The sequence below is a fragment of the Treponema vincentii F0403 genome (genome assembly GCF_000412995.1).
GTDB lineage: Bacteria > Spirochaetota > Spirochaetia > Treponematales > Treponemataceae > Treponema > Treponema vincentii.
In genome coordinates, this window is sequence record NZ_KE332512.1 from 1,661,366 (window position 1) to 1,683,856 (window position 22,491).

Sequence of the window (22,491 nt, forward strand, 5' to 3'; positions counted from 1 at the left end):
ATACTACTCCATCTGCATCGGCATAATGATATGGAAGAAATGAGTGTCCGTTTCCGGCCGTAATGTAATGGCACGCATCGGATCGGTAAATTCTATTCGGATATTTTCGGAACCGAGCACTTTGAGCGGTTCTTCAAGATACATATAGTTTAATGCAATCGTTATTTCTTCACCTTCGTATTTGCAAGGAATTTCTTCGTTTGCCGTTCCAAGTTCATTTTCATTTGACGTAATGGAAAGCGTACCGTCGGAGATTTTTAAGAATATCCGCTTTGATTTTTGTTCTACGAGCAAGGCAACTCTCTTTAAGGCCTGCAGGAAATCATCGCATTGAGCTTCAAAATGATGCGCTTGAGATTCGGGAATAACCCGTTCATAGTTCGGGAATTGACCGTCGATTAAAACGGAAGAAAAGTTGTAAGCGTTAAAGCGGAAAAATATGTTTTTCTCACTTATACCGATGGAGATCATTCCTTCTTCCGACGATCGCCGTTGCACGATAGAAAGAATTTTTGGAGGGATGATACTTCCTTTAAAGTCGGGTAAGGCAATACCGAAATCATGTTGAATAAAGGCCAATCTTCTGCCGTCTGTAGCAGCAAAAATAAGGTTGTTCTCTTTCTTTTCCATATATACGCCGTTCATAAAATAGCGGGTTTCGTCATCGGAAACGGCAAAAATCGTTTGAGTGATCATCTCTTTAAAGTCTTTTGCAGGAACTTCAAAGAACTGAACGTTTGAAGAATCGGTAAACGGAGGAAAGTCGTTATCTGATATGGTTTTAAGAGAGAATTTTGCTTTTTTACTGATGGAACGGATAATAAGTTTTTGATCTTTTTGTTCCGCTTCTATTTCTCCTGAAGGCATTGAAGCGATAATGCTGGTAAATTTATCGCAGAAAACGGTTGTTGCACCTTCTTCGGCAACATCGACGGGAATTTTTGTTTCAAAGGCTACTTTTATATCCGTTGCACGGATTGTTAAACTACCTTCTTTTGCTATGAGCAAGACATTGGATAAAATGGATATTGCAGTTTTATTTGAAATAATTTCTTGGGCGATAGCCATTTCTTTAAGTAAAACTTCTTTAGTAAAAGTAAATTTCATAGTTTCTCCTAAAAAGAGGTTAATCTTATTATAATATAAATTTAGTAATAGTAATAGTAGGCACTGTGAATTTCTTAATATTTAGGTTAAAGCCTTGCTTGACCGTTAGTTATCGATTTAATAATGATGATTGAATTGTTCACAATTTGTATCATTATACACAGTCGAAAAAAATATGCACAGTAAAAGCTGCGTTATAAACAAGTTGTGCTGCTGTTATGCAGAGCTTATGAACAGTTTTCGGTAGATATACAGAATTGCAGGTTTTTACTATACTAAGGCTTAGTATGATAAAAGCGTTTAGAATCGGAGAAAGAGTTTTTTCACCCCAAGAGCATGTTTTGATTATTGCGGAAATAGGTACGGGGCATAACGGCAGTTTACAGAAAGCAAAAGAGTTGATTGCCGCTGCAAAAGAAAGCGGGGCGGATGCGGTTAAATTTCAAATTGTGTATGCTGATGAAATTCTTCACCCCGATACCGGTTTTGTAAATTTACCGACGGGAAGAATTCCGCTTTATGAACGCTTTAGAGAGCTCGAGTGCAGTATCGATTTTTACGCTGAACTGGCACAATATGCGCATAAATGCGGGATGCTTTTTTCCGCTTCGGCGTTCGGACTCCGTTCCGCCGATGAACTGCGGCAGCTTAATCCGGCTTTTATAAAGATTGCTTCGCCGGAGCTTAATCATTTTCCGCTGCTTGAACATGTCGCTTCGTTCGGATTGCCTGTTATTCTTTCGTCGGGGGTTTCCATGCTCGGCGATATCGAACGCGTAATCCGTTGTTTGGAAGCGTGCGGGTTGCCGGCCGATATGCGGGCGTTGCTCCACTGTGTAACGGCATATCCTGCGCCGGAAACCGATTACAATACGGCTGTACTGCAATCCTTGTCGGCGCTGTTTAACAGTCCTGTCGGGATTAGCGATCATTCGCTCGATCCGGCTGCCGTTCCGATAGCGGGGTTGCTGTGCGACGCCTGTATTATAGAAAAGCATATTTGTCTTTCCCGCAATGATGCCGGTCTTGATGATCCCGTTGCGCTGGAACCGGCGCAGTTTTTGCTGATGTCGAGTATAGTGCGGAATTTAACCGGTAAATCCGATGAAAATATTTTTAATGCGGCGGAAACGTACGGCTATTCAAAGGATTTTTTGCGGCACATTATAGGCGGCGGCGAAAAGAAACTTGCTGCTGCAGAAAAAGATAATTACGGCAAAACAAACCGTTCGCTGCACTATGTAAAAGATTTGCCGAAGGGTACCGTACTAAAAGATAATGATGTTGCCGTTTTACGGACGGAAAAGAATTTAACCGTAGGAGAATCCCCTGAATATTTACACTACTTTGTCGGGGCGGTTTTGCAAAAAGAAGTTAAGGGAGGAGCAGGCGCCGTGTTTAATGATATTATAGAAAGGAAGATACCGTAATGTCGGATTATTATGAAACGCTCGGTAGTTTGCTGCGTGATAGGCTTGGGACTGATGATGATCCTTTTGAGCAAGCTGTAGAAGAACGGCAGGGGAAATATCGGAGCGCCGGAAATAAAATAGAGAGGCGCGTTCCTAAAAAAAGGACATATAAAGAACCTGAACAAAAAAAGGAGCCAATACGCGTACCTGTGCCCGATGTTTTAACCGAGGATTTTGCCGTTTTGCAAGTGCTTCCGGGTGTTCCGCTCGATTATTGCAAAAAAGCATGGAAGCACTTATTAAAAAAATATCATCCCGATGTAATTCCCGAAGAATCGGCACGGCAGCAAGCCGCTTCAATTGTCCGAAGAATAAACCGTTCGTATAAACGTATCGAAATATGGTTTTCGACCGGTGAGGTTCAGGATTATGACAGTTTATGAGCTTTGTGCATAAACACGTATTGCCGGCAGTACGGTATTTTTGGATATTTCTTTTTCTTCTTTTCCCGCTTGAAGGGCTTATCGCAGAAAATATCTTTTATGAATTCGGTCCTAAAACGGATAACGTTATTGTATTTACCGCATCGGCAGGTAGCGATAATCAATCTACCGCAGCGACTGTACAACTGCAAAAATATGCGCAGCAATTATCTGTTGAAGCACCGGATGTTCATATTATTGTCGCTATTACAAAAAATGATGTTTCGGAATTACCGGTAGACATTCCCGTAAAGCGGTACGAGGGTACTCAATCTTTAATTCAAACATTAAGTGCGTATCCGAATGCAGCCGTATGCCTTATTGCTCCCGCTCGGGCTGATAATACGCGGATTGTTACGGGAACGTCGCAGGGGACAACACCTGCATGGCTTTTGAGGACGGTATATACCTGTCTGGAGCAACAGAACATTCCCGTTGATTTTTATACCAATGCGGTTGTGTTCCACCGGCTTGGCTGGCTGCCAGATGATCCTCTTTTACGGCTTTATAATGAAGCAAAAATTCCGGCAATCAAGATAGAAAGCGGGGCGGATCTGTCGGAGGTTTTCTCTTCTATTGCGCCTGCCGTTATTCAAAATATGAGTAATGAATGGGATACTCATTATTTTGTCTGGAAGCTGCATACGAAACTGATAATCATCAATGAACGGCATATTGTTATAACGCTGATTGTGTCTTCAATAGTCTTTTTGCTATGGCTCATGTTCTTTAGTTTTTTATTCGGGAAAAAACGGGATCAGCATATCAGGGATTTGTTAAAACTATGGTGGATGCCGGGCTATTTTTTCTTGGTAAATTGGCTCAGTTTTTTCTTGGGTTCTAAAATAGCCGAGGCACTTTTTTACGTGCGCTTTGGAGCTATGGGAGAATTGAGTGCGTTTCCGTTAACGGTGCTTTCGATTAAATATGTATTTGCATTGTTTTTTATGTTTGCCGTTACCGCATTTAATAAATTTATTCCGCTTCCGGCCAATCGTTTTATTTACGGATTTATTGCGCACGCGGTTTGTTTATTGAATATTTTTATTTTTTCATTTATCAATCTTTCGTTTTCAATCATATTTATGGTGATATATTTTGTTTCGTTAGCGGCTTATCATTTTAAAAATATTGTACTGCAGATTATATTCATCGTATGTCTGTTTTTACCGCTTATGCCGTTTGCGATGCATATTATCCTTTACCGTGATTATATGTTTCATATCATGTTTTTTATAAATCTTGCGCCTGCCTGTATTTTTGTTCCGTTTGATCTGTTTTTAATCAGGCTTAGTCTCAGTTTTGATAAAAAAAGAAAGATCGTTAAACCGATTTTAAGAATACCGATCCAATGTAAAGTTATGGGCGGGCTGTTTCTTGCATTAACGCTGTGGACATTTGTGATGCCGGCAACAAGAAATACCGCTCATAATCGATGGATGCTGGTTCAGCATCTTAACGGTGATAAAAGTACCGTGATAAAAAAATATATCGAGCCGCCGGCAGAAGAGGTTATAACGGATTACACCCGTACAAATACGCAGGATACAGCGGAGAATGCGGATAGTTTTTTGACCGTGCGGACATCGTTTGAAAATTATTTTGAACGCAGTATCGGCGTTATTACTATTGATTCTCTGTTAAAGATAGAAGCGTTTTCCGTAACGGTGAGTGCGCTCAATGATATTGCAATTTTTGAATCCGATGTCGCATTTGAACAAAGTTCCTCCGGCGATACGGCAACGTTTGTGTCTCCTCCGCGTCCGAGTTTTCCGGCCATTATTCATTTTTCGGGTAAAAAAGATGCGGCGCTTACTGTCTCCGTCGTACTGTGGTCAAACGATAATCCGTTCGGGATAAGTTTGATTGAAGGCAATACTCAAGAAACGAAAGCTCAAGCGGAAAACATTCCGTTCCTATTAAAAGTAGAAAAGACGCTGCATATTACGGCACGGGAGAAGGGGGTGTAGGGGGGGATACAGTTTTCATTTTAATACGAATTAATTACTATTAATTGAAATAATGACTAATTATACATAATACCAAAATAATCCAACCACTGCTTCATTACCCTTTATTTTCCAGTATTTTGTAACCATCTATCTAACATGTTATCGGCAATATATCAATTATATATGCTTAAATTCAATTGTATTTTTCCGATGATAAAACATTCCATATATTTCTGCTGCTTTAACAGTCTATAAGGTTGCGCATATAACATTGTTTTAGACTGCAAACGGGTCATATCTTGTTTGCCGGCTTTGAAAACGATGTTATATGAATCATCTAAATCTAATATTAGCCCATTTGATAAACTCGGCCAATGAAAAAACATGAATGGTCTTATCATTATTAGAATCAGATGTATATTTTTTTGATTTAACTGTTTCTTGTAGCCATGTTATTGCCCCTGCTTTTGCACCGCCTCCATCAACAATAATAACAATTTCTTTTTCAGGCATTGCTTCGATACAATTTAAATAAAGGTATGGAAATTTTTCATCAACACTGCCATTTGATTGCTGCCATTTACATTCAATTCTGATTTCACAATTAAATCTTTTCGATTTCAACAAAAATTCCGTATTTCCATCATGGTGATAAATATTCTTAAACGGACAGTTTTCTAATAGAAGTTCACTACCATACTTCTCGCGATTTTTATCCCATGTTCGGTATTTTATAATTTCAAAACCTTTTGCTTGAAATGTAGTTTCAACTGTTTTTTCAAGTATTTTACCTTGATTGCTTGCTAAGGCACCTTGCTCATTGGATTGCAAAATATATCTCCTCTTCATCATCTGAAATCTGCATTAATTTTCTTTTTGTTAATTCACAATATTCTTTATCAATTTCAATCCCAATATAATATCTCTTGCCTATAATTGTAGAGGCTATACCAGTAGTACCGCCGCCGTTAAAAGGATCAAGAATAATTGCATTGTCATTTGTTGAAGCTAAAATAATCCGTTTTAACAATGATAGTGGTTTTTGGGTAGGATGCTTACCAAGCTCTTTTTCTCCTGCTGGAGGTGTGGGGATTGACCATACCGATCGCATTTGTGAATGTTCTTTTTTCAATTTATCTTCAGGGAAAAGACCATTTTTCATTGCATCATAATTGAATGTATGCTTTGATTTTTTGTCTTTTCGTGCCCAAATGAGAGTTTCATGTGATGCTGTAAAAAATCGACAGCTTAGATTCGGCGCCGCATTGGGTTTGAACCATGCAATGTCATTCAAGATATGAAAATTATTTTTTTGTAATAAATATCCGCATTGATAAATGCTATGATACGTGCCGCTAATCCAAATTGTCCCTTCTGGTTTTAGGACTCTCCTACAAGCTGCTATCCACGCATTATGAAATTCCATATCAGTTTCAAGCCCACTACTTTTATCCCATTTACCTTTATTCACACTTACCATACGTCCGTTTTGACACGTAAAACCATCGTTTGACAGCATATATGGAGGATCGGCAAAAATCATATCGATGGATTCATCAGGGAGCCTTTCGAGAACTTCAAGGCAATCAATATTAAAAATAGTATTAACACTATCCTCGTAATAAGGTTCTAAGATTGTCTTAGGCTCAACAATAGAGGCTATAAGATTTTCATAAGTTTTCCCAGAGAATCGTATAGTATCAATTATCTGAAAATGTTGTTGTTCAGTCATAACTCTTCCTATAAGCATTGTATAGGATAATTGATAAAAATCCAATATATAGACTAAATCTTGTACCGCTTCAGCGGTATCCGTACAACTACCGCTTAACCTTGCATTTGCGGCTCGTCCGCAATGTCAGGTTGAAGCGAGTGTTAGGTTTTATTTCTAAATTCTTCTTTTAGCTCTTAATAAACTCCGATCTTATTTTTTTAAATTCCTCAAAATCAGCTCTTAGGTCGTCAATGGTTGGATCGTTATGAACGAGTTCAGGATTGCTATGTGCATTAATGAATCCGCAACAACGCTCATACATATCATTGAGAGTCTCTTTATGTTTAGATAAGCCTTCAGCATTGACCTGAATAAACTTACCAAGTGAAACATGCTTTTGATATCTCTGGATAGTACCATTAAAGATTTCATGCTCAATACAAAGTTCTATAGCACTTCTAAGCTCACCAAAGCCTTCCTTTACAACTTCTGCTTCTGATCTGCCTTTGGGTTTGCTATTGATTAATGTATTAATTTTACTGATATTCTGCTTTACCTTATTTTTCTCTTCTTCAGCTTCAGTAATTACACCCACAAAATCATACTCTTTCTGAGAATTGTAAAACTTATAACTCAAGTATTTGAAACTTGGCTGATTGCTGGAGTAAAGAAGACTATTGAAAAGTAAAACGCTGTGAGTAAAAACCACAACCTGTCTTTGCTCGCTTAAGCGTATAACCCGTTTTGCAAATGAATCGATTATCTTATGATCCAGACTGTTAACAGGGTCATCAAAAATTACAGGGGCATTGATGGTATCTAATTGCAATTCGGTTAGAAATTCTGCTAATGCAATACTTTTTTGCTCTCCTTCACTCAGGATTTCCAATAATTGATGATTACTGATTTTATGATTAATTTTTGTCTTTCCCTTATCAGTACCAAAGCTTAACTCTATTGGCATTTCTGATTTTCTAAGAGACATTAATTCTTTTTGAAATATATTATTAAAATCCTGACTTATCAGCTCTTCCCTAGCCTGTGATGTTTTCCTACTGATTGAACTTGTAGAAAAGGAATTGGAGTGTTTATTTAGAATAGCCAATATTTTGTGATTAACAATTATATCCCTGATTTCATCAATTTTTTCAGAAAGATATTTACGGTCTTTCAATTCAGCTATAACTTTTTTTAATTCTTTCTCTTTGGTTTCGATATTTGTTAATAACTCGTTTTTCTTGCTTAAAGAATCTTGAAGTTGTATTGCTTTATTAGAAATAAATGTTTTAAAATCATCACATTTCAAATTAAAGACCAAGTCATCTGAAATTTCATCATTAATAATTTTTTTCTTTAGAATTTCTAACTCTCTATTATATGCAGTCAATTCTTCTGGTTGGATTGGATTATCTTTATCATCACTTCCGAAGCTTGGATAGCTTAGCTTTAATGATGTATCTATATCATTTACGGAATTAATCAAATCATGTTTAGACTTTATAAGTTTAGCTAAATTTTCTTCTGTTTTGTCATTCAGTAGTTTACGATAACTTTCTAATAACTCCTTTGCATCAACTTCAAGAGGTTGTCTGCAATAAATACACACATCTTCATTTTGCGGATAATTGGGCTTAGCCATTTTTTTGATATAAGCTTCTGCTGAACTTAAAAAGGTTTTAAACTCGTTTGTTTCATAGAACTCAATGCCTTTTGATAAGGCAATCGCACTAATGCCTTTTTGAGTATTTTTTTCTAATTCAGCAATGGATTGATTAATCTGCTTTAGTTGGTTCCATACATCAGCATTCAAGACCTTTTTTGCTTGTTCTACTCTTTCAGTAATTGTGTTCAGCTCTGAGCATTGATAGTTTAATGCTCGAATCTCATTTTGCAGTAATATTTTATTTAGATTTGATAAATCCAATTCTTTTACCTGAAGTTCTTTTGCTTGTTCTTTACCAAAGGTCGAAAGCTCAGTTAGTTTTTGGTCATCGGAGTCTTTTGATAGATTACTGATGAATACCTGTTGCGGGGTATTTAAATTTAGATTTTCTAACCACGAAACTTGAACTGGATATTCATTTTTTTTATCTTGAAATAGAGCGCCTAAAGCACTTAGCTCTGAAGAAACGAGATCAAATAAATGAAAACCTATAGGTGACACAATCAGTTGACGACTGCCATCGAGACTGATTTGAACACAGTTATTGTTAAAAACCGAGATGCTTGCTAGATCTTCATTTCTGTTTTTTCCTGTCCAAACAAATGTTTCGGGGCTACCATTCGCTTCAAAAACAATTTTAGCAGATTGAGGCTCTGTTCCTTTGAAAATATTTGATAAGATGGTGTTATTTTGATCATAACTAAATCCAAGAGCTTTTAGGATTCTTCCATATCCGGTTTTACCTGTTCCATTTTCACCATAAATGACAGTAAGGTTTGGTGCAAATGTTATTGTCTGTTTCTTTGCCAGTTTATTAACACCAGTGACTTCTGAAAGTTCAGATAGCTCAATTTTTTTTGAAGCAGGTGAATAACTTGGTTTTGTGATTGTTAGAGGAGGCAGCTCTTTTATCAATCCAATTTTATGCAAGAAATATTTAAATATTTCTTCTCTATCAGATTTAAGTAAACTGCTTTCAGTGCTGACGACTTTATGTACCAATAACTTAGCCCAATCAGAATTGTCTGCCCAGTCCCAAAGGAAATCAACAATTTCTTTTTTGTTTTTTGTTGCTGATGTCATAATTTACCCCTTTATGTACACCTAACATTGTTTTAAACCGCAAACGACTTGTCCGTTTGTCGGCTTTGAAAACAGTGTTAGGTGATTATTATTTTGCAAAAATATACTCTAATATTTCCTTAATAATTTCATCATTCGGTGACTTCTTCATGCCTCTAATTCTAATTGCGTATTTTCCAATATGTTGTCCTTTTTTTATATCTGTAATTTCAATATTTTCCGAGTTGATTAGCTTATTCCAATTCTTAAGCATTGAAAATGAATGCTTTGGTTTATATATTATACTCCACATCTTTTCCATATTACTATGTATAGAATCTAACCACTTATTTGAATGCGAATAAGAAACGACATCAATATAATCATTTGCATACCGCAAAGATGTTTCGGAAAAACCTTTACTTATATTTCCAGATTTGTAATATGATATTTTTTGTATGATATCATCATTATTAGGGAGATTCCTTTGAAGTAAATTATTCTTTTGGCTCTTTACAGGAATAATTTTTTCTACATTACTTTTTTTGTTTGAAAATTTGAGAGTGAAAATCTTCTCTTTTCCTAAATCGGAAAGATTTTGTTTAGGAATGGTGTTTTTATCAACCAACGCCAAATCCAAGAAGTTTATAAAACTGTCTCCATATACTTCAAAACTGCGTCTTAATATATAGTCTACTACATTTTTATTTTCTCCTATAGATTTTACATTTATATTATTCTGGTTGGGAACTAGAAAATAATTTATTGGATCTATAAAACGTAAAAAATGAGCAATTATGATTTTCTTTTCGTCATTGGTAAATGAATAATTCAGTTTTCTCTTATATATATTATTAAATAACTTCCAATCAGACAGTTTTCCAGGTACAAGGATTTCTTTAATATTAACATTGGGAAATTTATAGAATTGTTCGTCATTTATAGAAATTATATGTGCTAGATACCAACCTTGTGTATAGAATACAGGTTTGTAAGCTTTATTTACAAACGATGAATACTTTCTTTCACAGTCGGTTGTTCCGATAAATGAGTATAAAGAGAAAATATGATTTATAAACATATCCTTAAAATTTTTATATTCAGGAACAAATCCTACATATACCATTGAATAAATTATTCTTGCGAAAAAATTCGATGCAAATGCATAGGAAAAATTATCATTCATTATCGTTTCCATTCCACGACGTGTATCCCATTGTCCATTGACTTTTCGACTTTCATACAAACGACTTAGTAATATTGATTCTGAATCTTTTGAATATTCTACAAGTAAATTATGCCATTCTTTTACAATTGATGAATCTTTTTGCAATGTTGTTTTTATACAGTTTTCATAAAATTCTTCTATAGAAGATGCAGTTCCTGTCGGAACTGCAGGAAAAGAAAAAGTGCTATCATTTAAAAAATCTTGTATTGTTTTCATTCTTCTTCCAGTGCCCCTGTGCGGGTGTTAGGTATTTATAATAATTTTCCATAATCACGTTTTGCATAAAAAATATGCATTATAGTAACTATCTTTTTCTTTTCATCAATTAAATATAATGCTATATAATTATTCTTAAATATAAAACGATGATAACCTTTCTTATGTAATTTCAAAATAGAACATCGAGGAAACATATATGGATTTTCAGCTAAAAAAAATTTTTGTCTAAAAAAATCATCTAATAAACTTGATGCAGCGTCTGGATTTACAAGTATTTCTTTTATATATTTTACAATTTCATTCAAATCTCTCTTTGCCTTATCAGTGATTTGAACATCATAAATCATATCGACTTTTTATCTCCTCTATAGCCTCATCAATACCGGAAACCCTGCCGTTTTGCAAATCCATTTCTGCTTCTTCTAAATTATCATAAAGATCATTAAAAAAAGCATTTTTTTCATATGTTTCCATGCTCATAATAACCATATCACCATAGCCATTTTTTGTTATAAAAATCGGCTCATTTGTTTCATGACAAAGATTTGAAATCGTACTCGTATTTTTTAAGTCGCGAATTGGTACTATTTGTGGCATATAAATCTCCTGATGGTATTATTATACCATAATAACACCTTTATGCCTATAGGAAATACTTTTTTTACAATAAAGCAGTAAAATTCCTTATAAATTTTCACATAATCATAGGGAGAAAATTTAAAACTTATACTTCCTTAATTTTCATTTTTATATTCTTATCATTGAACTCGGAATATGTTTCCATCTTTGTCCTCCGTATAATAAACTCAAACTATCCCAAAGCATAATATTAACATTTGCACTTTCTCATTCTAAACATTTTTAAACATGACTGTTTCAAAAGGTTTCGCCGGAAAATATATATCTAAGATTGTATCTCCTGTTTTTGAATCTAATGCAGTGTATCCATTTTTTTTATAGAATGTTTCTACCCATAAGCACGGTTTTAGTGCCTTCAAAACAATCTTTTTAGATTTACCTGCTTTTGAAATTTCTTTTTCGGCATATTCTAATAATTCAGAACCGATGCCGCTTCGTTGTCGCTCTTTTAAAACATATAATGCTGACATAAATATATGAGTTCCTTCTTTCAAAACAGGCTGCATAGAAATAAAAGCTATTGGCTGCTCATTATCTTCCATTATAAAAACGATTCCGTTTTGAACCTGTTCTTCAAAAGTTGACTTTATATCCTGTGCCGGCCAGCCAAAAACACTGTTTCCATCGTTATAAATATCAAGAATTACCGATACATCTGCAACCGTTGCTTTTCTAATCATCCCATACTAATAAAGTCTGTAGACCCATATTTCAATTTTATCATCTTAAATAGCATTCAATCTTAATTAAAAAGATTTAGATTTAGCAATTTTTCAAAGAAACATCCTTAACATCTCTAATTCAAATTTTATTCACATCAAAATTGGCTGTCATACAGTAGGATAATAAGACAAATAAAACTAAAACAATTAGGAAGTCTCTAATATAATACTCTTGTTATTTATCTTTTCAATTATTTTTTCATAATTTATCAAATCTGATGATAATATAAAATTAGTTTTATAAATACTAAAATATTATTTCTTTCAACAACTTTCCATGTACGATGCCAGTCTGAATTCTTAGTGACAATTACTTTACTTTCTATTTCATGAAATTGATATGCTGTAATATCAATTATTAGTGATTGATTACATTCTAACCAAGAAAGGCTTATTTCTTGATGAAAGTATCCATTAAAAAAATACTTTTCACCTGTAATTATTTGAAATTCTTCAAATCCATTTTGTATTAAAAATAAGCCAAGAAATAAACATGTTGAACCACAACTTCCTTTTGGAAATAAGGTAAATTCCATTGATAGATCATGTCTTATCTCAATGATCACATCATGAAAAAGTTCTACATATTTTAACAAATGTTTTATATCCATTTCTCTGATTTATAATTATTAATTAGCATTCATTAAATATAGAAAAAATCATGTTGAAGATAACGGTAATATATTACATAATATGATCTATAATCTTAATTTTTCAAGTAAGGAATATAAACTCCATAAAAAATAATATAGTTTAGTTACTTATACTTGTTTTTTTTAATATATTAGCAAATAAATTAACTATTACAATGAATATTTTTTTCTTTCATATTATAACTCTTTTAATAATTGTAAGTTTTTCATTTTTGATTAATAATAGGTTATACTAGGAAAATCAGCTTCCTTATATTATCTTTGATTTAAGTTACGTTTTAATAGCCAGTCAATGATATATTTAATCCTTTACAAGATATTTTCCAAACAATTTTACCATTTAAGTATGAGTGACTTGAACTATATGTATCAAAAAACGACTTCCCATGAAGTAATTCAATATTATAATCTTTCACAATATACTCATTAACGTATTTGTCTAAATATAAGTGTCCACCATTAATATATATTGGCGTATCAGTTCCATTTACAATACTAAATTTTGCAACATATCTAGTAACCCCACTACCAGCAATTACATTATACAGTCCATCATAATCACATTTGATTTTCCTTTCCGGATCAATTATATCCAAATAAGATTGGAACTTTGCATTTATTTCACAATTATTATATATTGAATATTCAATTGTACTACTAGTATGCTCAGCATTATTCACAATTTTTTTTAACATATACTCATTATTAGGAATAGCCTTTATAATAATTTTTGATCCTTCTTCATATTCAGTTTGAACTGGTGAAATTTGAATTCTTCCTCCATTAGGATTTAATATATTCACTGAGTACTTCTTTTTTACTGGAATAGCAGTCGAAGATATATTTACATCTTCAATAATTTTATATGTTATAATGGGAGCATAATATTTTCTACCATTTATTATGGTACTTTCAAATTCATAATCCTCATTCACTTTTACTTCAATAGCTACAGTTTCACCATATGAATATTTCTCTTTATTAGGATAAACAGAAATCACACAATTCATACCACTCTTTGTTATTTTGTATATTTTAGAAATATCTTTTAAATTCTCTCCATCATTAATAGTGCTATATCCTTCTTTGCCCTTATTGCTATTCGGTTGCAGACAACCAGTATTTAAAATCACTGCACTAATTATTAAAACTAATGCTTCAATCATTGAAACTAATCTTTTCTGTTTCATCTTAACATTCCTCCTTGCGATACCCTTTTTATTGCAATTATTTTTATTTTTTGTCGACGAGATGCCTTGATTGATTCCGCAGCTGCCTGCCTTTAGGCAGATCAACCTAACATTCGCTTGACCTGCATTTGCGGCTTGTCCGCAATGTCAGGTTGAAGCGGGTGTTAGGCTTATTACATTATTTCTTTCCAATTTCAAAACAGATATCATAAAAATTATTTAGTTCATTCTGCCAGATATTTTTAATTGCAAGTTTGTATTCATTTAAGAGAAATACATATCTTTCAGAACATATTTTATTTTCTATATTTTTATTCGCTGAAAAATACACCTGTCCATTCCTTCTATTTATTCTTATAAAACTATTAACTCTTTTACATTTTTTAATAAAAAATAAAAATTTATTATTTTCTTCCACCAAGTCAAAATCATAAATATAAATAATGCAAATTTTTCCTTTTATATTCTTTATTTTTTCAGATATTTCATGTATTAACAATGAAAAATTATTATCCTTTATCCTCGAAAATATAAAAATATAGTTATGAATAATTTTGAAAACGAGTTTTTTCTTAACTTTGCTACCGACAATAAAATCATATTTTTCATTATTTTCGATATAACTATTTGGTATATATTCTTTTACAGATTCTAATATGATACTACTAAACATTAATTATTTTGCCTCAATTCTAATAAATTAATTGCAATTTATGCCTGAGCATACAACTAAGTACGGCATAAGCCATAAAACTATTCATCCCCTTCATATATTATTTTCTATTTTTTAAATACTTATATAGCCTTATAATGTCTCTAATAGTTATTCATAATCATCAGTCAATCCAGTTATCATTGAATTGATTGGTAAAATCCTCCTAGGTAAGCTATTTCGTTTTCTAAGTATATTAAATATCAATTAATAAATAAATTTTGATAAATATGTTGTTAATTTTATTTAACCTCTCGCGAAGCGTCCGTTCAACATCGTTTTAAACTGCAACGCAGCTTGCCTGCGTTGTCGGCTACGAACCTCTGTTATGTGTATTACTTTAATTCAAATCCTTTTTCTTTATAATTATCAATATTCTCTTTACTGCCGTTTCCAGTAACTGTCCATTGTGATATATAATCTGGATTTTTAATTACTTTGCCACTTTGCCTTTCTCTATAGTCACCGGGTTTTGCTTCTATAATAGCTCTATCATCATTTGGAATTGTAAATAATTCTTTGTAATTTTCTCTTTTTATTTTAATTTCTTTTTCAGTAATAGATTCTATGATTCCACTTGTCTGATATTGTTCCAACAATTCATTATTGTTATTGTAATACCTAATTCCAATTAAAATCAGTTTTCCAATTGTATTTTTATTCATTTCATATCCTTTAATTAAAATCGGGATTGATCCGATTTTTAGTATTTTTACAAGAATAAGTTTTTTATTTACAAAAATAAATATAACCGCTTCCCCGTCCTACCCCTAAACTACAATTAATTATTTTATTCCAATTTTATAGACTTCCATATTAGGAAAATCCTTTACATCATAATACGGTTCTTCATTTTTCCAAATTTGATGAAATCTTATTATAATATGCTCTTTAAAATTACAATCAAAATATACATAGAATTTTTTGTTTTGAAATTTAATTTTCAGTTGTTCAATTAAATTACTTGTAATTAACTTTGCACAGGCAAATGAGAAAAATTTGAGCCGTTTTACCGTTAGGAAAAAGTATCGCAAAAATAACGATATTTGTATCTACGAAAACTCTCAACGTGCTTCCCTTAATTCCTTGATATAAGTAATAACATCCTCTTCTATTTGAAATCCTGCTTTTTCTGCTTCTCCTTGCATTTGATCTTGAACATTTGATAGAGTTATTTGAGAAGCGTTTCTAATATAAACTTTTCCTCTACATTCTTCAAAAAAGACTTTATCGCCGGTTTTTAATCCAAGCAAATTTCTTATCGTAAGAGGAATGGTAATCTGACCTTTTGAGGTTACTTTTGCAAGTTCCATAAAAGAGCTCCTTACTTTCCTTACCCATACTATGCACAAATTAAGTATTTTCTGTCAATACCTCTTGCAATTTAACTTTACACAAGGTAAGCACTGTATGATTACATCTTATATATAAATATAATCATACAGTGTTAAATAGACTTACCTAGTCATTATCATCGTCCTTCTCATCGTCATCATCATAATGAATATGGATGTCTCCAAAAGGGGTATCCAGATCAATGTCTAGAATGAAGTCATTTGTCATATCAGACATAACACATCTCCTATAAATATTTATTTTTAGATAGAAATAAATGTTATAGGTCGGTTCCGCACCTGCCTGCCGTAGACAGGTCAACCTAACTGCCGCTTAACCTGCATTTGCGGCTCGTCCGCAATGTCAGGTTGAATCGGGTGTTAGGTTTTATTATACTTTCAACAAAACTTTCTCCTGGTTATTCGAAACAGCAAGTTTTGAATAGGTAATTATTTCCAATCCCATTCCAAGACTATCAAGATAATCTATCAAAGTAGAAATTTTTATATCTTTTCTTTTTTCAATTTTTGAAATAGAGGACTGTGTAAAATTAGACATTTCAGACTGCTTTATATCCTGTTCTTCACGGAGTTTTGCAAGACGGATTGACATACTATCTTGTTCAGCTTTAATATGAGCGCGTCTTATGGCTTCTGCGGGCATATTATTTTCCATCATTTTTATTGCATCTTTCATTTTCCAACTCCCTTTCGTGTTTATCGATTATTATTTCGGATTCTGCAATTAAATCCTTATAAAATTTATTCTGATCCTTCCCCTTTTTATCTCCACCAGTAAGTAGAAAGGCATTTCTTTTAGAATCAAAATAATAAGCAACTCTCAAAAGATGATTCCGTGTCTGATTACGTAGCTCTTTTAGGTTCTTATAGTTCTTTGAACCATGGAGAACATCTGCATAAGGATGCGGAAGATTCGGACCGTATTGCCTTAGCAAAAGCACTCGTTGCAATACAGCTTCTTTACTTTCATCATCCAAAGACAGAAACCAATAATCATATTCATCTGATGAACCTATATTCCACATACTCACATTATATGAACTAAAGTGAATATTTGTCAATAAAAAATGGCGGACTTGACTGTCGGATAGTCTGAGTTAGTCCGCCATACGGTAAGAAATTTAAAATTTCTAAGTGTTTTTAGTTTGTTTCTTATAGATTTTTTTATTACAAATCATCACCATATGCATCTTCCAAATCTTCTGGTGTGTCTACATTATAAATGTCTGACATCTCATCCATTTCATTAAAGGTTTCAGATGAATAGTACGTATCATTTTGCGTATCATACCAGATTTCCTCGTACCATCACTCGTCTTACCGTCGACAATGAACGCTTAATACCCCGTTGTTCAAGTGCTATCTGCATACGCCTGACCCCATAGTTCTTGTTTTCTTCATCCTCATCGAGAATCTCATGCATTTGAGCGAGCAGTTTCTGCCATGCTTTCACCTTTTTCCTATTCTGCTTCCATTTATAAAAACCACTTTCGCTGACCGGAAGAATAGCGCACAGCATCCGTGCTGAAAACTGCTTTTCAGCACTCCGATGCTGGATGTAAGCGAAAAGACCATCCTTTTCTATTTCTTCCGGTCTTGCACGAAAAAACTGAACGCATCCTTGAGTATCTCATTCGCGCTTTTAAGCTCAGCTATTTCTTTTTTGAGCCTGATGATCTCCTTTTGAATGTCAGCATTTGTAGTTTTTCCTTCTTTGTTTTTCTTCACCCGCTGCTTTCTCCAGCCTGCTAATGTTCCGTAGTTCACATTAAGCTGTTCACACACCTTCTTGACTCCGATCTCGTCCGACAGCTTCAATGCCTCGATTTTAAAGTTCTCATCGTACCGTTTCATTGCCCTTCCTCCTCTCTTTTTCGGCAATTTTGGCACTGCACTTTTATTGTATTACTCCATTTTCTAATATATTAATATAATTTCTTAATATTTATTTCTTTAAGTATGTCTTATGATATAGCAAATCCACCATTTGAATCGCTATATAAGCTAACAACTCCTGCTTCTAAGTCATTTGCGAATTTTTGAACAAGATTTTGTGAAATTCTATCACGATTATAATAATTCAATATTTCGTGTTTTATGTTTTGTAAAACAGGCTTATTATTAATAATTATTTCTGCTAATACTCGAGAAGATTTATTAAGTACCCAGTATCCATTCCTTTCTTCTTTGATGAAATAGCCATTGCGTAGATAATATTTGATATCAGCACTGGTTCCTTGTATCTCAATTGTATCAGATTTTTCATACTGTACTGATTGAATTTCAACTTTTGTCATTTTGCTTCTCCTTATATATTCTTTTAAAATAATATTCAGTTGATAAGTTAGCTAAATATTATTTTTTACGATTAACATTGCTCTGATTCTCCAATTAAATTCAAAAAGAGAAAAAAGGCTCTAAGAAAATAGATTTTTCTTAGAGCCTTCATAGGTAATTGCTAATTAGCTCATCTTTGCTACAAATGAATCAAACTCTTCAGTGATATAAATAGATCTTGAAGCTCTGTTTCCTGATCTTACAGACAAGCCGGTTTTATATTCATCTCCCCGATTAAGCTTTATAAAGGATATAACATCTTCTTTTTTTATTGACATTTGAGTTGGAGCTCGATGTCCATATGCCAGCTCGAAAGAATCGCAACCTTTTACGTTTAAAAACATAACCTATCTCCTATAAATTGATTTTTCGATCTAAATAAATGTTATAAGTCGGTTCCGCTATTTACTCTTCTCACCAAACAAAACACGAACAAAATCTCTTCTTGAATACAAAATCCTTACAATTCTTACAACTTCGTCTTCAATTCTATAAAATATTGAATAATTATTTGCAAGCACAAACTTATAATCGGTAGGAAACGAAACATATTTTTCCACAGGTATCCCTACATTTTGAAAAGTCGTCAGATTTTCATAAGTTTCTATAATTTTTGAAATGGTATTATGTGCAGCAATGGGATTTTGAAGTTCATTCTCTATATAATCTTTAATTTCAAGTAAATCTGCTGCCGCTTGCGGAGCAATCTTTATCTCAAACATTCAAAGTCCTGCCATTTTTCTGACTTGTGTTGTGTCCAGCCATCCGTTTTGCAAAGCAGATTCTTCACCTTTCTTCAATTCAGAAAAAAGAGTTTTCGTAGCCGTCAATTTTTCGTAATCTCTTATGGAAATTACCGCATAACACCCCCTGCCATTTTTAGTAAGAAAAACCGGAGATTCATCAGCAACATCCTGCAAAACTTCATTATAATTACGCAAATCGGAAACAGGTTTTATCGCAATCATACATACCTCTAATATTCGTAATATTTTACGAAATAATTATCTTAAAATACTTATAAAATGTCAAGTGGATTAAACATTCATATCAAGAATTTCGTATTATAAGCTTTTGCAGATAAAATGCAGTGAACCCATTGCTATACGTAACAAAAAAACAAAGCTTTTAATCGTAAAATGGCTTTATATCTTCAAGCGTAGAGCTGTTTCGATGATTTAGAACATAAATTTCATAGGTTTTTATTTATAATGTGGAATCCCTGACTCTCATATATTTTACTAATTGTGAATAAAAGCCTCTCCATGACCGTCCGAAGGACTTATATTTCGTTAATTTCCTTAATAAGTTTTAAGATTCTTAGATAAAAGTTTGTTTTTCTTACTTAATTAGTCAGTATGGTGAAACATCGTTTACTCAAAGAGCCTAAGCTATTAATTTGGGTTTTAGGCTTTAATTTACAAAAATATACACCATTTTTCAAAGGTACAGTTTATCGTGCCGTAAGGCATCGGTCTAACATTCGCTTAACCTGCATTTGTGGCTTTGCTGACGCGTATAGCGGCGGCAAAGTTGGCGCGAAAGTTGCATAAAAAAGGGAGCCGCAGGCGACCGTCCAAGCAACTTTCGTGACACAACAAATGTCAGCGTTGAAGCGGGTGTTCGATTGAAGCCCTTAAAAATATATTTAAAAATTTATTTTATTATCATCTTCATCAATCCAATTTTTTTTATTTTTCCAACTTTTAATCCTAATTCAGAACGCATGTTACATATTAAATTTTCAGTTTCACTAATTACATCCAAGGGTGTTAAATTAGTAACATTATTTCTTAATTCAATCCATTCGATCAAAACATCTTCTGAAGCCCAAGCCATAGCTTTAGGTGTCCACTCAGTTAAAATTCTTATTGCTTCTGATAAAACAGTTTCTGGATTTTTATGTCCGATTGCAATCAGATCAATTAAACCTTTAATTAATTCTTGATATACTTCAGTTTGTTTTTGATGAATAGCCAATTCTATTTCTTTAGTTTTATCAAGGTACCTTGTAAGAATCTGTAATAATGCCGAAGCAATTAATGTAATTATTCCTCCATAAATAACAGCAGAAATAGTTGGATCAAGCTTTTCAAGAGATGCATTCAAATATCCTATTAACTCCTTAATTGATGCAAGTAGAAAAATAATAAATATTAAAATCGTAATTGCAATAAGAGTATTAATTATTACCTCAAAAGTATTTCGCTTTATTCTCCTGACCTTAATAATATTCATATCTAATCCTTATATTAATAATATTACAAACTTTATATTTATTAATTTATTTTTGCGTCAAAGGCATCCGTCTAACATTCGCTTAACCTGCATTTGTGCCTTTGCTGACGCGTATAGCGGCAGCAAAGTTGGCACGAAAGTTGCATTAAAAGGGAGCTGCAACAGCCGCGACCGTCCAAGCAACTTTCGTGACAAAACAAATGTCAGCGTTGAAGCGGGTGTTAGTTGATAACCATTTTTATGTTTCTCTTGCAGAATTAAATTTTATTATTTTATTCCAGTCGATTTCACCGGAAGATAAACAATAGTTTTGAATAAATTCTCCAGTGAATTTATTTATCATCTGTGTATATGACTGCATAAACTCATCGCTCTTTTCTTTTGCTTTAAATCCTAACGGTTCAATGATATCAATATATAAATTTTCATCTCCTGAAATAAACTCCCAAAATTGTTGACCGCAGTACTTAAAATAATCACCTTTATCATAATTCTTTTCTTTACCGTAACAGCAACCGTTCACTGCTACAATATGTAGTTGAGAATTACTTGTCCGTAATGTTTTTTTAGCTGTTTTAAAATCGGTAATCATTTTCTTAATTTGAGAACTGTTACCCCAATTGGGCCCCGATTTTATACTGACAATATAACGTGTATTGTTATAATCAAATTCAAGATCAATACCTTGTATACCGGATTTATAACCACCGTACACTTTAGAGTTAATAAAGAGTGCAAAACCTTCAAGCCAATCACCAAATATCGTTTCTTCATTTGAAGAAATATGAGCATTTAAAAATCCGCATACAATCTGTTCAGCAGTTAAAATATTGGAGTGATACAATAAAAGTGCAGTGCCAAAATTGCCGAAAAAGAGAGGAGGAAGGGCAATGAAACGGTACGATGAGAACTTTAAAATCGAGGCATTGAAGCTGTCGGACGAGATCGGAGTCAAGAAGGCATGTGAACAGCTTAATGTGAACTACGGAACATTAGCGGGCTGGAGAAAACAGCGGGTAAAGAAAAACAAAGAAGGAAAAAGTACAGATGCTGATATTCAAAGAGAGAACAGCCGCCTCAAGAAAGAAATAGCCGAGCTTAAAAGTGCAAATGAGATACTCAAGGATGCACTCAGTTTTTTCGTTCAAGACCGGAAGAAATAGAAAAGGATGGTCTTTTCGCTTACATCCATCACCGTAGTGCTGAAAAGCAGTTTTCAGCACGGATGCTGTGCGCTATTCTTTCGGTCAGCGAAAGTGGTTTTTATAAATGGAAGAGAAACAGGAAAAAGGTGAAAGCATGGCAGAAACTGCTCGCTCAAATGCATGAGATTCTTGAAGAGGATGAAGAAAACAAGAACTATGGAGTGAGGCGTATGCAGATAGCACTTGAACAACGGGGCATTAAGCGTTCATTGTCGACAGTAAGACGAGTGATGGCACGAGGAAATCTGCTGCATGAAGGCAGAAAAAGCCCTGACGGTCTTACAAAAGCCGACAAAAAGGCTCTGAGACCGCAGAATATCATCAAGCAAGACTTTAGAGCACAAGAACCTTTGAGAAAACTGCTAACGGATATCACGCAGATACTGTGCAAGGACGGAAAACTGTATGTGTCGCCGCTTTTTGGCTGCTATAATGGAGAGATCATTTCTCTTGTAATGGACACAAACATGAAAAAGGAACTATGTATAAAAACGATAACGGAGGCATACAAGAATTTTGATATACCAAGTGGAGCGATAATTCATAGTGACTCTGGAAGCCAGTATACAAGCGGCGAGTACAAAAAGACGCTCTGACAGCT

General features: G+C 33.6%; 28 protein-coding genes. 5 read left to right on the top strand and 23 right to left on the bottom strand.

Going from position 1 to position 22,491, the window contains the following annotated elements; all coding sequences use genetic code 11:
* Nucleotides 1-3 precede the first annotated feature (3 nt).
* Entirely contained in the window at nucleotides 4-1,107 is a 1,104-nt protein-coding gene (gene dnaN / locus HMPREF1222_RS07320; RefSeq protein WP_006188288.1) for a DNA polymerase III subunit beta, read from the bottom strand.
* A gap of 287 nt (nucleotides 1,108-1,394) precedes the next feature.
* Between dnaN and HMPREF1222_RS07325 the strand changes: the two genes are divergently transcribed.
* Genes HMPREF1222_RS07325 through HMPREF1222_RS07335 form a run of 3 tightly spaced genes read left to right on the top strand, consistent with a single transcriptional unit; the run spans nucleotide 1,395 to nucleotide 4,971 of the window.
* Entirely contained in the window at nucleotides 1,395-2,537 is a 1,143-nt protein-coding gene (locus HMPREF1222_RS07325; RefSeq protein ID WP_016518863.1) for an N-acetylneuraminate synthase family protein, read from the top strand.
* Nucleotides 2,537-2,962 (top strand): J domain-containing protein, encoded by a 426-nt coding sequence (locus HMPREF1222_RS07330; RefSeq protein ID WP_016518864.1) that lies wholly within the window; start codon nucleotides 2,537-2,539, stop codon nucleotides 2,960-2,962. The genes HMPREF1222_RS07325 and HMPREF1222_RS07330 overlap by 1 nt, the downstream gene beginning before the upstream one ends.
* Nucleotides 2,959-4,971 (top strand): hypothetical protein, encoded by a 2,013-nt coding sequence (locus HMPREF1222_RS07335; protein ID WP_016518865.1) that lies wholly within the window; start codon nucleotides 2,959-2,961, stop codon nucleotides 4,969-4,971. Before HMPREF1222_RS07330 ends, HMPREF1222_RS07335 begins: the two co-directional genes overlap by 4 nt.
* A gap of 315 nt (nucleotides 4,972-5,286) precedes the next feature.
* Here HMPREF1222_RS07335 and HMPREF1222_RS07340 read toward each other — a convergent pair whose 3' ends face one another.
* From HMPREF1222_RS07340 to HMPREF1222_RS07450, 22 genes are all read right to left on the bottom strand, one after another.
* Nucleotides 5,287-5,784, bottom strand: a complete 498-nt coding sequence (locus tag HMPREF1222_RS07340; RefSeq protein ID WP_016518867.1) for a PD-(D/E)XK nuclease superfamily protein — start codon at nucleotides 5,782-5,784, stop codon at nucleotides 5,287-5,289.
* Complete coding sequence (locus HMPREF1222_RS07345; RefSeq protein WP_016518868.1) at nucleotides 5,771-6,685, bottom strand: DNA-methyltransferase; 915 nt, start codon at nucleotides 6,683-6,685, stop codon at nucleotides 5,771-5,773. The genes HMPREF1222_RS07340 and HMPREF1222_RS07345 overlap by 14 nt, the downstream gene beginning before the upstream one ends.
* Before the next feature lie 169 nt (nucleotides 6,686-6,854).
* Nucleotides 6,855-9,413 carry an AAA family ATPase gene (locus HMPREF1222_RS07350; protein WP_016518869.1) on the bottom strand — a complete coding sequence of 853 codons (2,559 nt, stop codon included), beginning with the start codon at nucleotides 9,411-9,413 and terminating at the stop codon, nucleotides 6,855-6,857.
* Nucleotides 9,414-9,501: 88 nt separating this feature from the next.
* Complete coding sequence (locus HMPREF1222_RS07355) at nucleotides 9,502-10,836, bottom strand: hypothetical protein (RefSeq protein WP_016518870.1); 1,335 nt, start codon at nucleotides 10,834-10,836, stop codon at nucleotides 9,502-9,504.
* Nucleotides 10,837-10,871: 35 nt separating this feature from the next.
* Complete coding sequence (locus tag HMPREF1222_RS07360) at nucleotides 10,872-11,186, bottom strand: type II toxin-antitoxin system RelE/ParE family toxin (RefSeq protein ID WP_016518871.1); 315 nt, start codon at nucleotides 11,184-11,186, stop codon at nucleotides 10,872-10,874.
* Nucleotides 11,176-11,442: a type II toxin-antitoxin system Phd/YefM family antitoxin gene (locus HMPREF1222_RS07365; RefSeq protein ID WP_081636885.1), complete on the bottom strand. Its 267-nt coding sequence runs from the start codon at nucleotides 11,440-11,442 to the stop codon at nucleotides 11,176-11,178. Before HMPREF1222_RS07365 ends, HMPREF1222_RS07360 begins: the two co-directional genes overlap by 11 nt.
* Before the next feature lie 248 nt (nucleotides 11,443-11,690).
* Nucleotides 11,691-12,158 (bottom strand): GNAT family N-acetyltransferase, encoded by a 468-nt coding sequence (locus tag HMPREF1222_RS07370; protein ID WP_016518873.1) that lies wholly within the window; start codon nucleotides 12,156-12,158, stop codon nucleotides 11,691-11,693.
* Between the two features lie 251 nt (nucleotides 12,159-12,409).
* Nucleotides 12,410-12,811 (bottom strand): hypothetical protein, encoded by a 402-nt coding sequence (locus HMPREF1222_RS07375; RefSeq protein ID WP_016518874.1) that lies wholly within the window; start codon nucleotides 12,809-12,811, stop codon nucleotides 12,410-12,412.
* A 320-nt stretch (nucleotides 12,812-13,131) separates the two neighbouring features.
* Complete coding sequence (locus HMPREF1222_RS07380; protein ID WP_016518875.1) at nucleotides 13,132-14,043, bottom strand: InlB B-repeat-containing protein; 912 nt, start codon at nucleotides 14,041-14,043, stop codon at nucleotides 13,132-13,134.
* A 178-nt stretch (nucleotides 14,044-14,221) separates the two neighbouring features.
* A complete protein-coding gene (locus tag HMPREF1222_RS07385) occupies nucleotides 14,222-14,716 on the bottom strand; it encodes a hypothetical protein (RefSeq protein WP_016518876.1) in 495 nt (164 codons plus the stop codon).
* Between the two features lie 374 nt (nucleotides 14,717-15,090).
* The gene (locus HMPREF1222_RS07390) at nucleotides 15,091-15,420 is read right to left on the bottom strand and encodes a hypothetical protein (RefSeq protein WP_016518877.1); all 330 of its coding nucleotides are present in this window, start codon (nucleotides 15,418-15,420) and stop codon (nucleotides 15,091-15,093) included.
* A 399-nt stretch (nucleotides 15,421-15,819) separates the two neighbouring features.
* A complete protein-coding gene (locus HMPREF1222_RS07400; RefSeq protein ID WP_016518878.1) occupies nucleotides 15,820-16,068 on the bottom strand; it encodes an AbrB/MazE/SpoVT family DNA-binding domain-containing protein in 249 nt (82 codons plus the stop codon).
* Between the two features lie 412 nt (nucleotides 16,069-16,480).
* Entirely contained in the window at nucleotides 16,481-16,786 is a 306-nt protein-coding gene (locus HMPREF1222_RS07405; RefSeq protein WP_016518880.1) for a helix-turn-helix domain-containing protein, read from the bottom strand.
* The gene (locus tag HMPREF1222_RS07410; protein ID WP_016518881.1) at nucleotides 16,755-17,135 is read right to left on the bottom strand and encodes a type II toxin-antitoxin system RelE/ParE family toxin; all 381 of its coding nucleotides are present in this window, start codon (nucleotides 17,133-17,135) and stop codon (nucleotides 16,755-16,757) included. Before HMPREF1222_RS07410 ends, HMPREF1222_RS07405 begins: the two co-directional genes overlap by 32 nt.
* Before the next feature lie 260 nt (nucleotides 17,136-17,395).
* Nucleotides 17,396-17,629, bottom strand: coding sequence for an IS3 family transposase (locus tag HMPREF1222_RS07415; protein WP_016518882.1), 234 nt, complete (start codon nucleotides 17,627-17,629; stop codon nucleotides 17,396-17,398).
* Between the two features lie 62 nt (nucleotides 17,630-17,691).
* Nucleotides 17,692-17,964 (bottom strand): transposase, encoded by a 273-nt coding sequence (locus HMPREF1222_RS07420; RefSeq protein WP_016518883.1) that lies wholly within the window; start codon nucleotides 17,962-17,964, stop codon nucleotides 17,692-17,694.
* Nucleotides 17,965-18,074: 110 nt separating this feature from the next.
* Nucleotides 18,075-18,407 carry a hypothetical protein gene (locus HMPREF1222_RS07425; RefSeq protein ID WP_016518884.1) on the bottom strand — a complete coding sequence of 111 codons (333 nt, stop codon included), beginning with the start codon at nucleotides 18,405-18,407 and terminating at the stop codon, nucleotides 18,075-18,077.
* 165 nt (nucleotides 18,408-18,572) lie between these two features.
* Nucleotides 18,573-18,791 (bottom strand): hypothetical protein, encoded by a 219-nt coding sequence (locus tag HMPREF1222_RS07430; RefSeq protein WP_016518885.1) that lies wholly within the window; start codon nucleotides 18,789-18,791, stop codon nucleotides 18,573-18,575.
* A gap of 57 nt (nucleotides 18,792-18,848) precedes the next feature.
* On the bottom strand, nucleotides 18,849-19,169 hold the full coding sequence (locus HMPREF1222_RS07435) for a type II toxin-antitoxin system RelE/ParE family toxin (protein ID WP_016518886.1): 321 nt from the start codon (nucleotides 19,167-19,169) through the stop codon (nucleotides 18,849-18,851).
* Entirely contained in the window at nucleotides 19,170-19,415 is a 246-nt protein-coding gene (locus HMPREF1222_RS07440; RefSeq protein ID WP_002690260.1) for a type II toxin-antitoxin system prevent-host-death family antitoxin, read from the bottom strand. It abuts the gene before it with no gap.
* Nucleotides 19,416-20,103: 688 nt separating this feature from the next.
* Nucleotides 20,104-20,685 carry a hypothetical protein gene (locus HMPREF1222_RS07445; protein WP_016518887.1) on the bottom strand — a complete coding sequence of 194 codons (582 nt, stop codon included), beginning with the start codon at nucleotides 20,683-20,685 and terminating at the stop codon, nucleotides 20,104-20,106.
* Nucleotides 20,686-20,923: 238 nt separating this feature from the next.
* Nucleotides 20,924-21,529: a PmeII family type II restriction endonuclease gene (locus HMPREF1222_RS07450; RefSeq protein ID WP_016518888.1), complete on the bottom strand. Its 606-nt coding sequence runs from the start codon at nucleotides 21,527-21,529 to the stop codon at nucleotides 20,924-20,926.
* Between the two features lie 46 nt (nucleotides 21,530-21,575).
* Between HMPREF1222_RS07450 and HMPREF1222_RS07455 the strand changes: the two genes are divergently transcribed.
* Together HMPREF1222_RS07455 and HMPREF1222_RS12765 are read left to right on the top strand one after the other, a co-directional pair.
* Complete coding sequence (locus tag HMPREF1222_RS07455; RefSeq protein WP_016518889.1) at nucleotides 21,576-21,848, top strand: transposase; 273 nt, start codon at nucleotides 21,576-21,578, stop codon at nucleotides 21,846-21,848.
* Between the two features lie 23 nt (nucleotides 21,849-21,871).
* Entirely contained in the window at nucleotides 21,872-22,486 is a 615-nt protein-coding gene (locus HMPREF1222_RS12765; RefSeq protein WP_280452056.1) for an IS3 family transposase, read from the top strand.
* The last annotated feature ends 5 nt before the right edge of the window (nucleotides 22,487-22,491 follow it).

Bases quoted from the DNA above. Each gene is read 5' to 3' on its own strand.
- dnaN (WP_006188288.1), bottom strand. From the start codon at position 1,107: ATGAAATTTACTTTTACTAAAGAAGTTTTACTTAAAGAAATGGCTATC.
- HMPREF1222_RS07325 (WP_016518863.1), top strand. From the start codon at position 1,395: ATGATAAAAGCGTTTAGAATCGGAGAAAGAGTTTTTTCACCCCAAGAG.
- HMPREF1222_RS07330 (WP_016518864.1), top strand. From the start codon at position 2,537: ATGTCGGATTATTATGAAACGCTCGGTAGTTTGCTGCGTGATAGGCTT.
- HMPREF1222_RS07335 (WP_016518865.1), top strand. From the start codon at position 2,959: ATGAGCTTTGTGCATAAACACGTATTGCCGGCAGTACGGTATTTTTGG.
- HMPREF1222_RS07345 (WP_016518868.1), bottom strand. From the start codon at position 6,685: ATGACTGAACAACAACATTTTCAGATAATTGATACTATACGATTCTCT.
- HMPREF1222_RS07350 (WP_016518869.1), bottom strand. From the start codon at position 9,413: ATGACATCAGCAACAAAAAACAAAAAAGAAATTGTTGATTTCCTTTGG.
- HMPREF1222_RS07355 (WP_016518870.1), bottom strand. From the start codon at position 10,836: ATGAAAACAATACAAGATTTTTTAAATGATAGCACTTTTTCTTTTCCT.
- HMPREF1222_RS07360 (WP_016518871.1), bottom strand. From the start codon at position 11,186: ATGATTTATGATGTTCAAATCACTGATAAGGCAAAGAGAGATTTGAAT.
- HMPREF1222_RS07370 (WP_016518873.1), bottom strand. From the start codon at position 12,158: ATGATTAGAAAAGCAACGGTTGCAGATGTATCGGTAATTCTTGATATT.
- HMPREF1222_RS07375 (WP_016518874.1), bottom strand. From the start codon at position 12,811: ATGGATATAAAACATTTGTTAAAATATGTAGAACTTTTTCATGATGTG.
- HMPREF1222_RS07380 (WP_016518875.1), bottom strand. From the start codon at position 14,043: ATGAAACAGAAAAGATTAGTTTCAATGATTGAAGCATTAGTTTTAATA.
- HMPREF1222_RS07385 (WP_016518876.1), bottom strand. From the start codon at position 14,716: ATGTTTAGTAGTATCATATTAGAATCTGTAAAAGAATATATACCAAAT.
- HMPREF1222_RS07390 (WP_016518877.1), bottom strand. From the start codon at position 15,420: ATGAATAAAAATACAATTGGAAAACTGATTTTAATTGGAATTAGGTAT.
- HMPREF1222_RS07400 (WP_016518878.1), bottom strand. From the start codon at position 16,068: ATGGAACTTGCAAAAGTAACCTCAAAAGGTCAGATTACCATTCCTCTT.
- HMPREF1222_RS07405 (WP_016518880.1), bottom strand. From the start codon at position 16,786: ATGAAAGATGCAATAAAAATGATGGAAAATAATATGCCCGCAGAAGCC.
- HMPREF1222_RS07410 (WP_016518881.1), bottom strand. From the start codon at position 17,135: ATGTGGAATATAGGTTCATCAGATGAATATGATTATTGGTTTCTGTCT.
- HMPREF1222_RS07415 (WP_016518882.1), bottom strand. From the start codon at position 17,629: ATGCTGTGCGCTATTCTTCCGGTCAGCGAAAGTGGTTTTTATAAATGG.
- HMPREF1222_RS07420 (WP_016518883.1), bottom strand. From the start codon at position 17,964: ATGAAACGGTACGATGAGAACTTTAAAATCGAGGCATTGAAGCTGTCG.
- HMPREF1222_RS07425 (WP_016518884.1), bottom strand. From the start codon at position 18,407: ATGACAAAAGTTGAAATTCAATCAGTACAGTATGAAAAATCTGATACA.
- HMPREF1222_RS07430 (WP_016518885.1), bottom strand. From the start codon at position 18,791: ATGTTTTTAAACGTAAAAGGTTGCGATTCTTTCGAGCTGGCATATGGA.
- HMPREF1222_RS07435 (WP_016518886.1), bottom strand. From the start codon at position 19,169: ATGTTTGAGATAAAGATTGCTCCGCAAGCGGCAGCAGATTTACTTGAA.
- HMPREF1222_RS07440 (WP_002690260.1), bottom strand. From the start codon at position 19,415: ATGATTGCGATAAAACCTGTTTCCGATTTGCGTAATTATAATGAAGTT.
- HMPREF1222_RS07445 (WP_016518887.1), bottom strand. From the start codon at position 20,685: ATGAATATTATTAAGGTCAGGAGAATAAAGCGAAATACTTTTGAGGTA.
- HMPREF1222_RS07455 (WP_016518889.1), top strand. From the start codon at position 21,576: ATGAAACGGTACGATGAGAACTTTAAAATCGAGGCATTGAAGCTGTCG.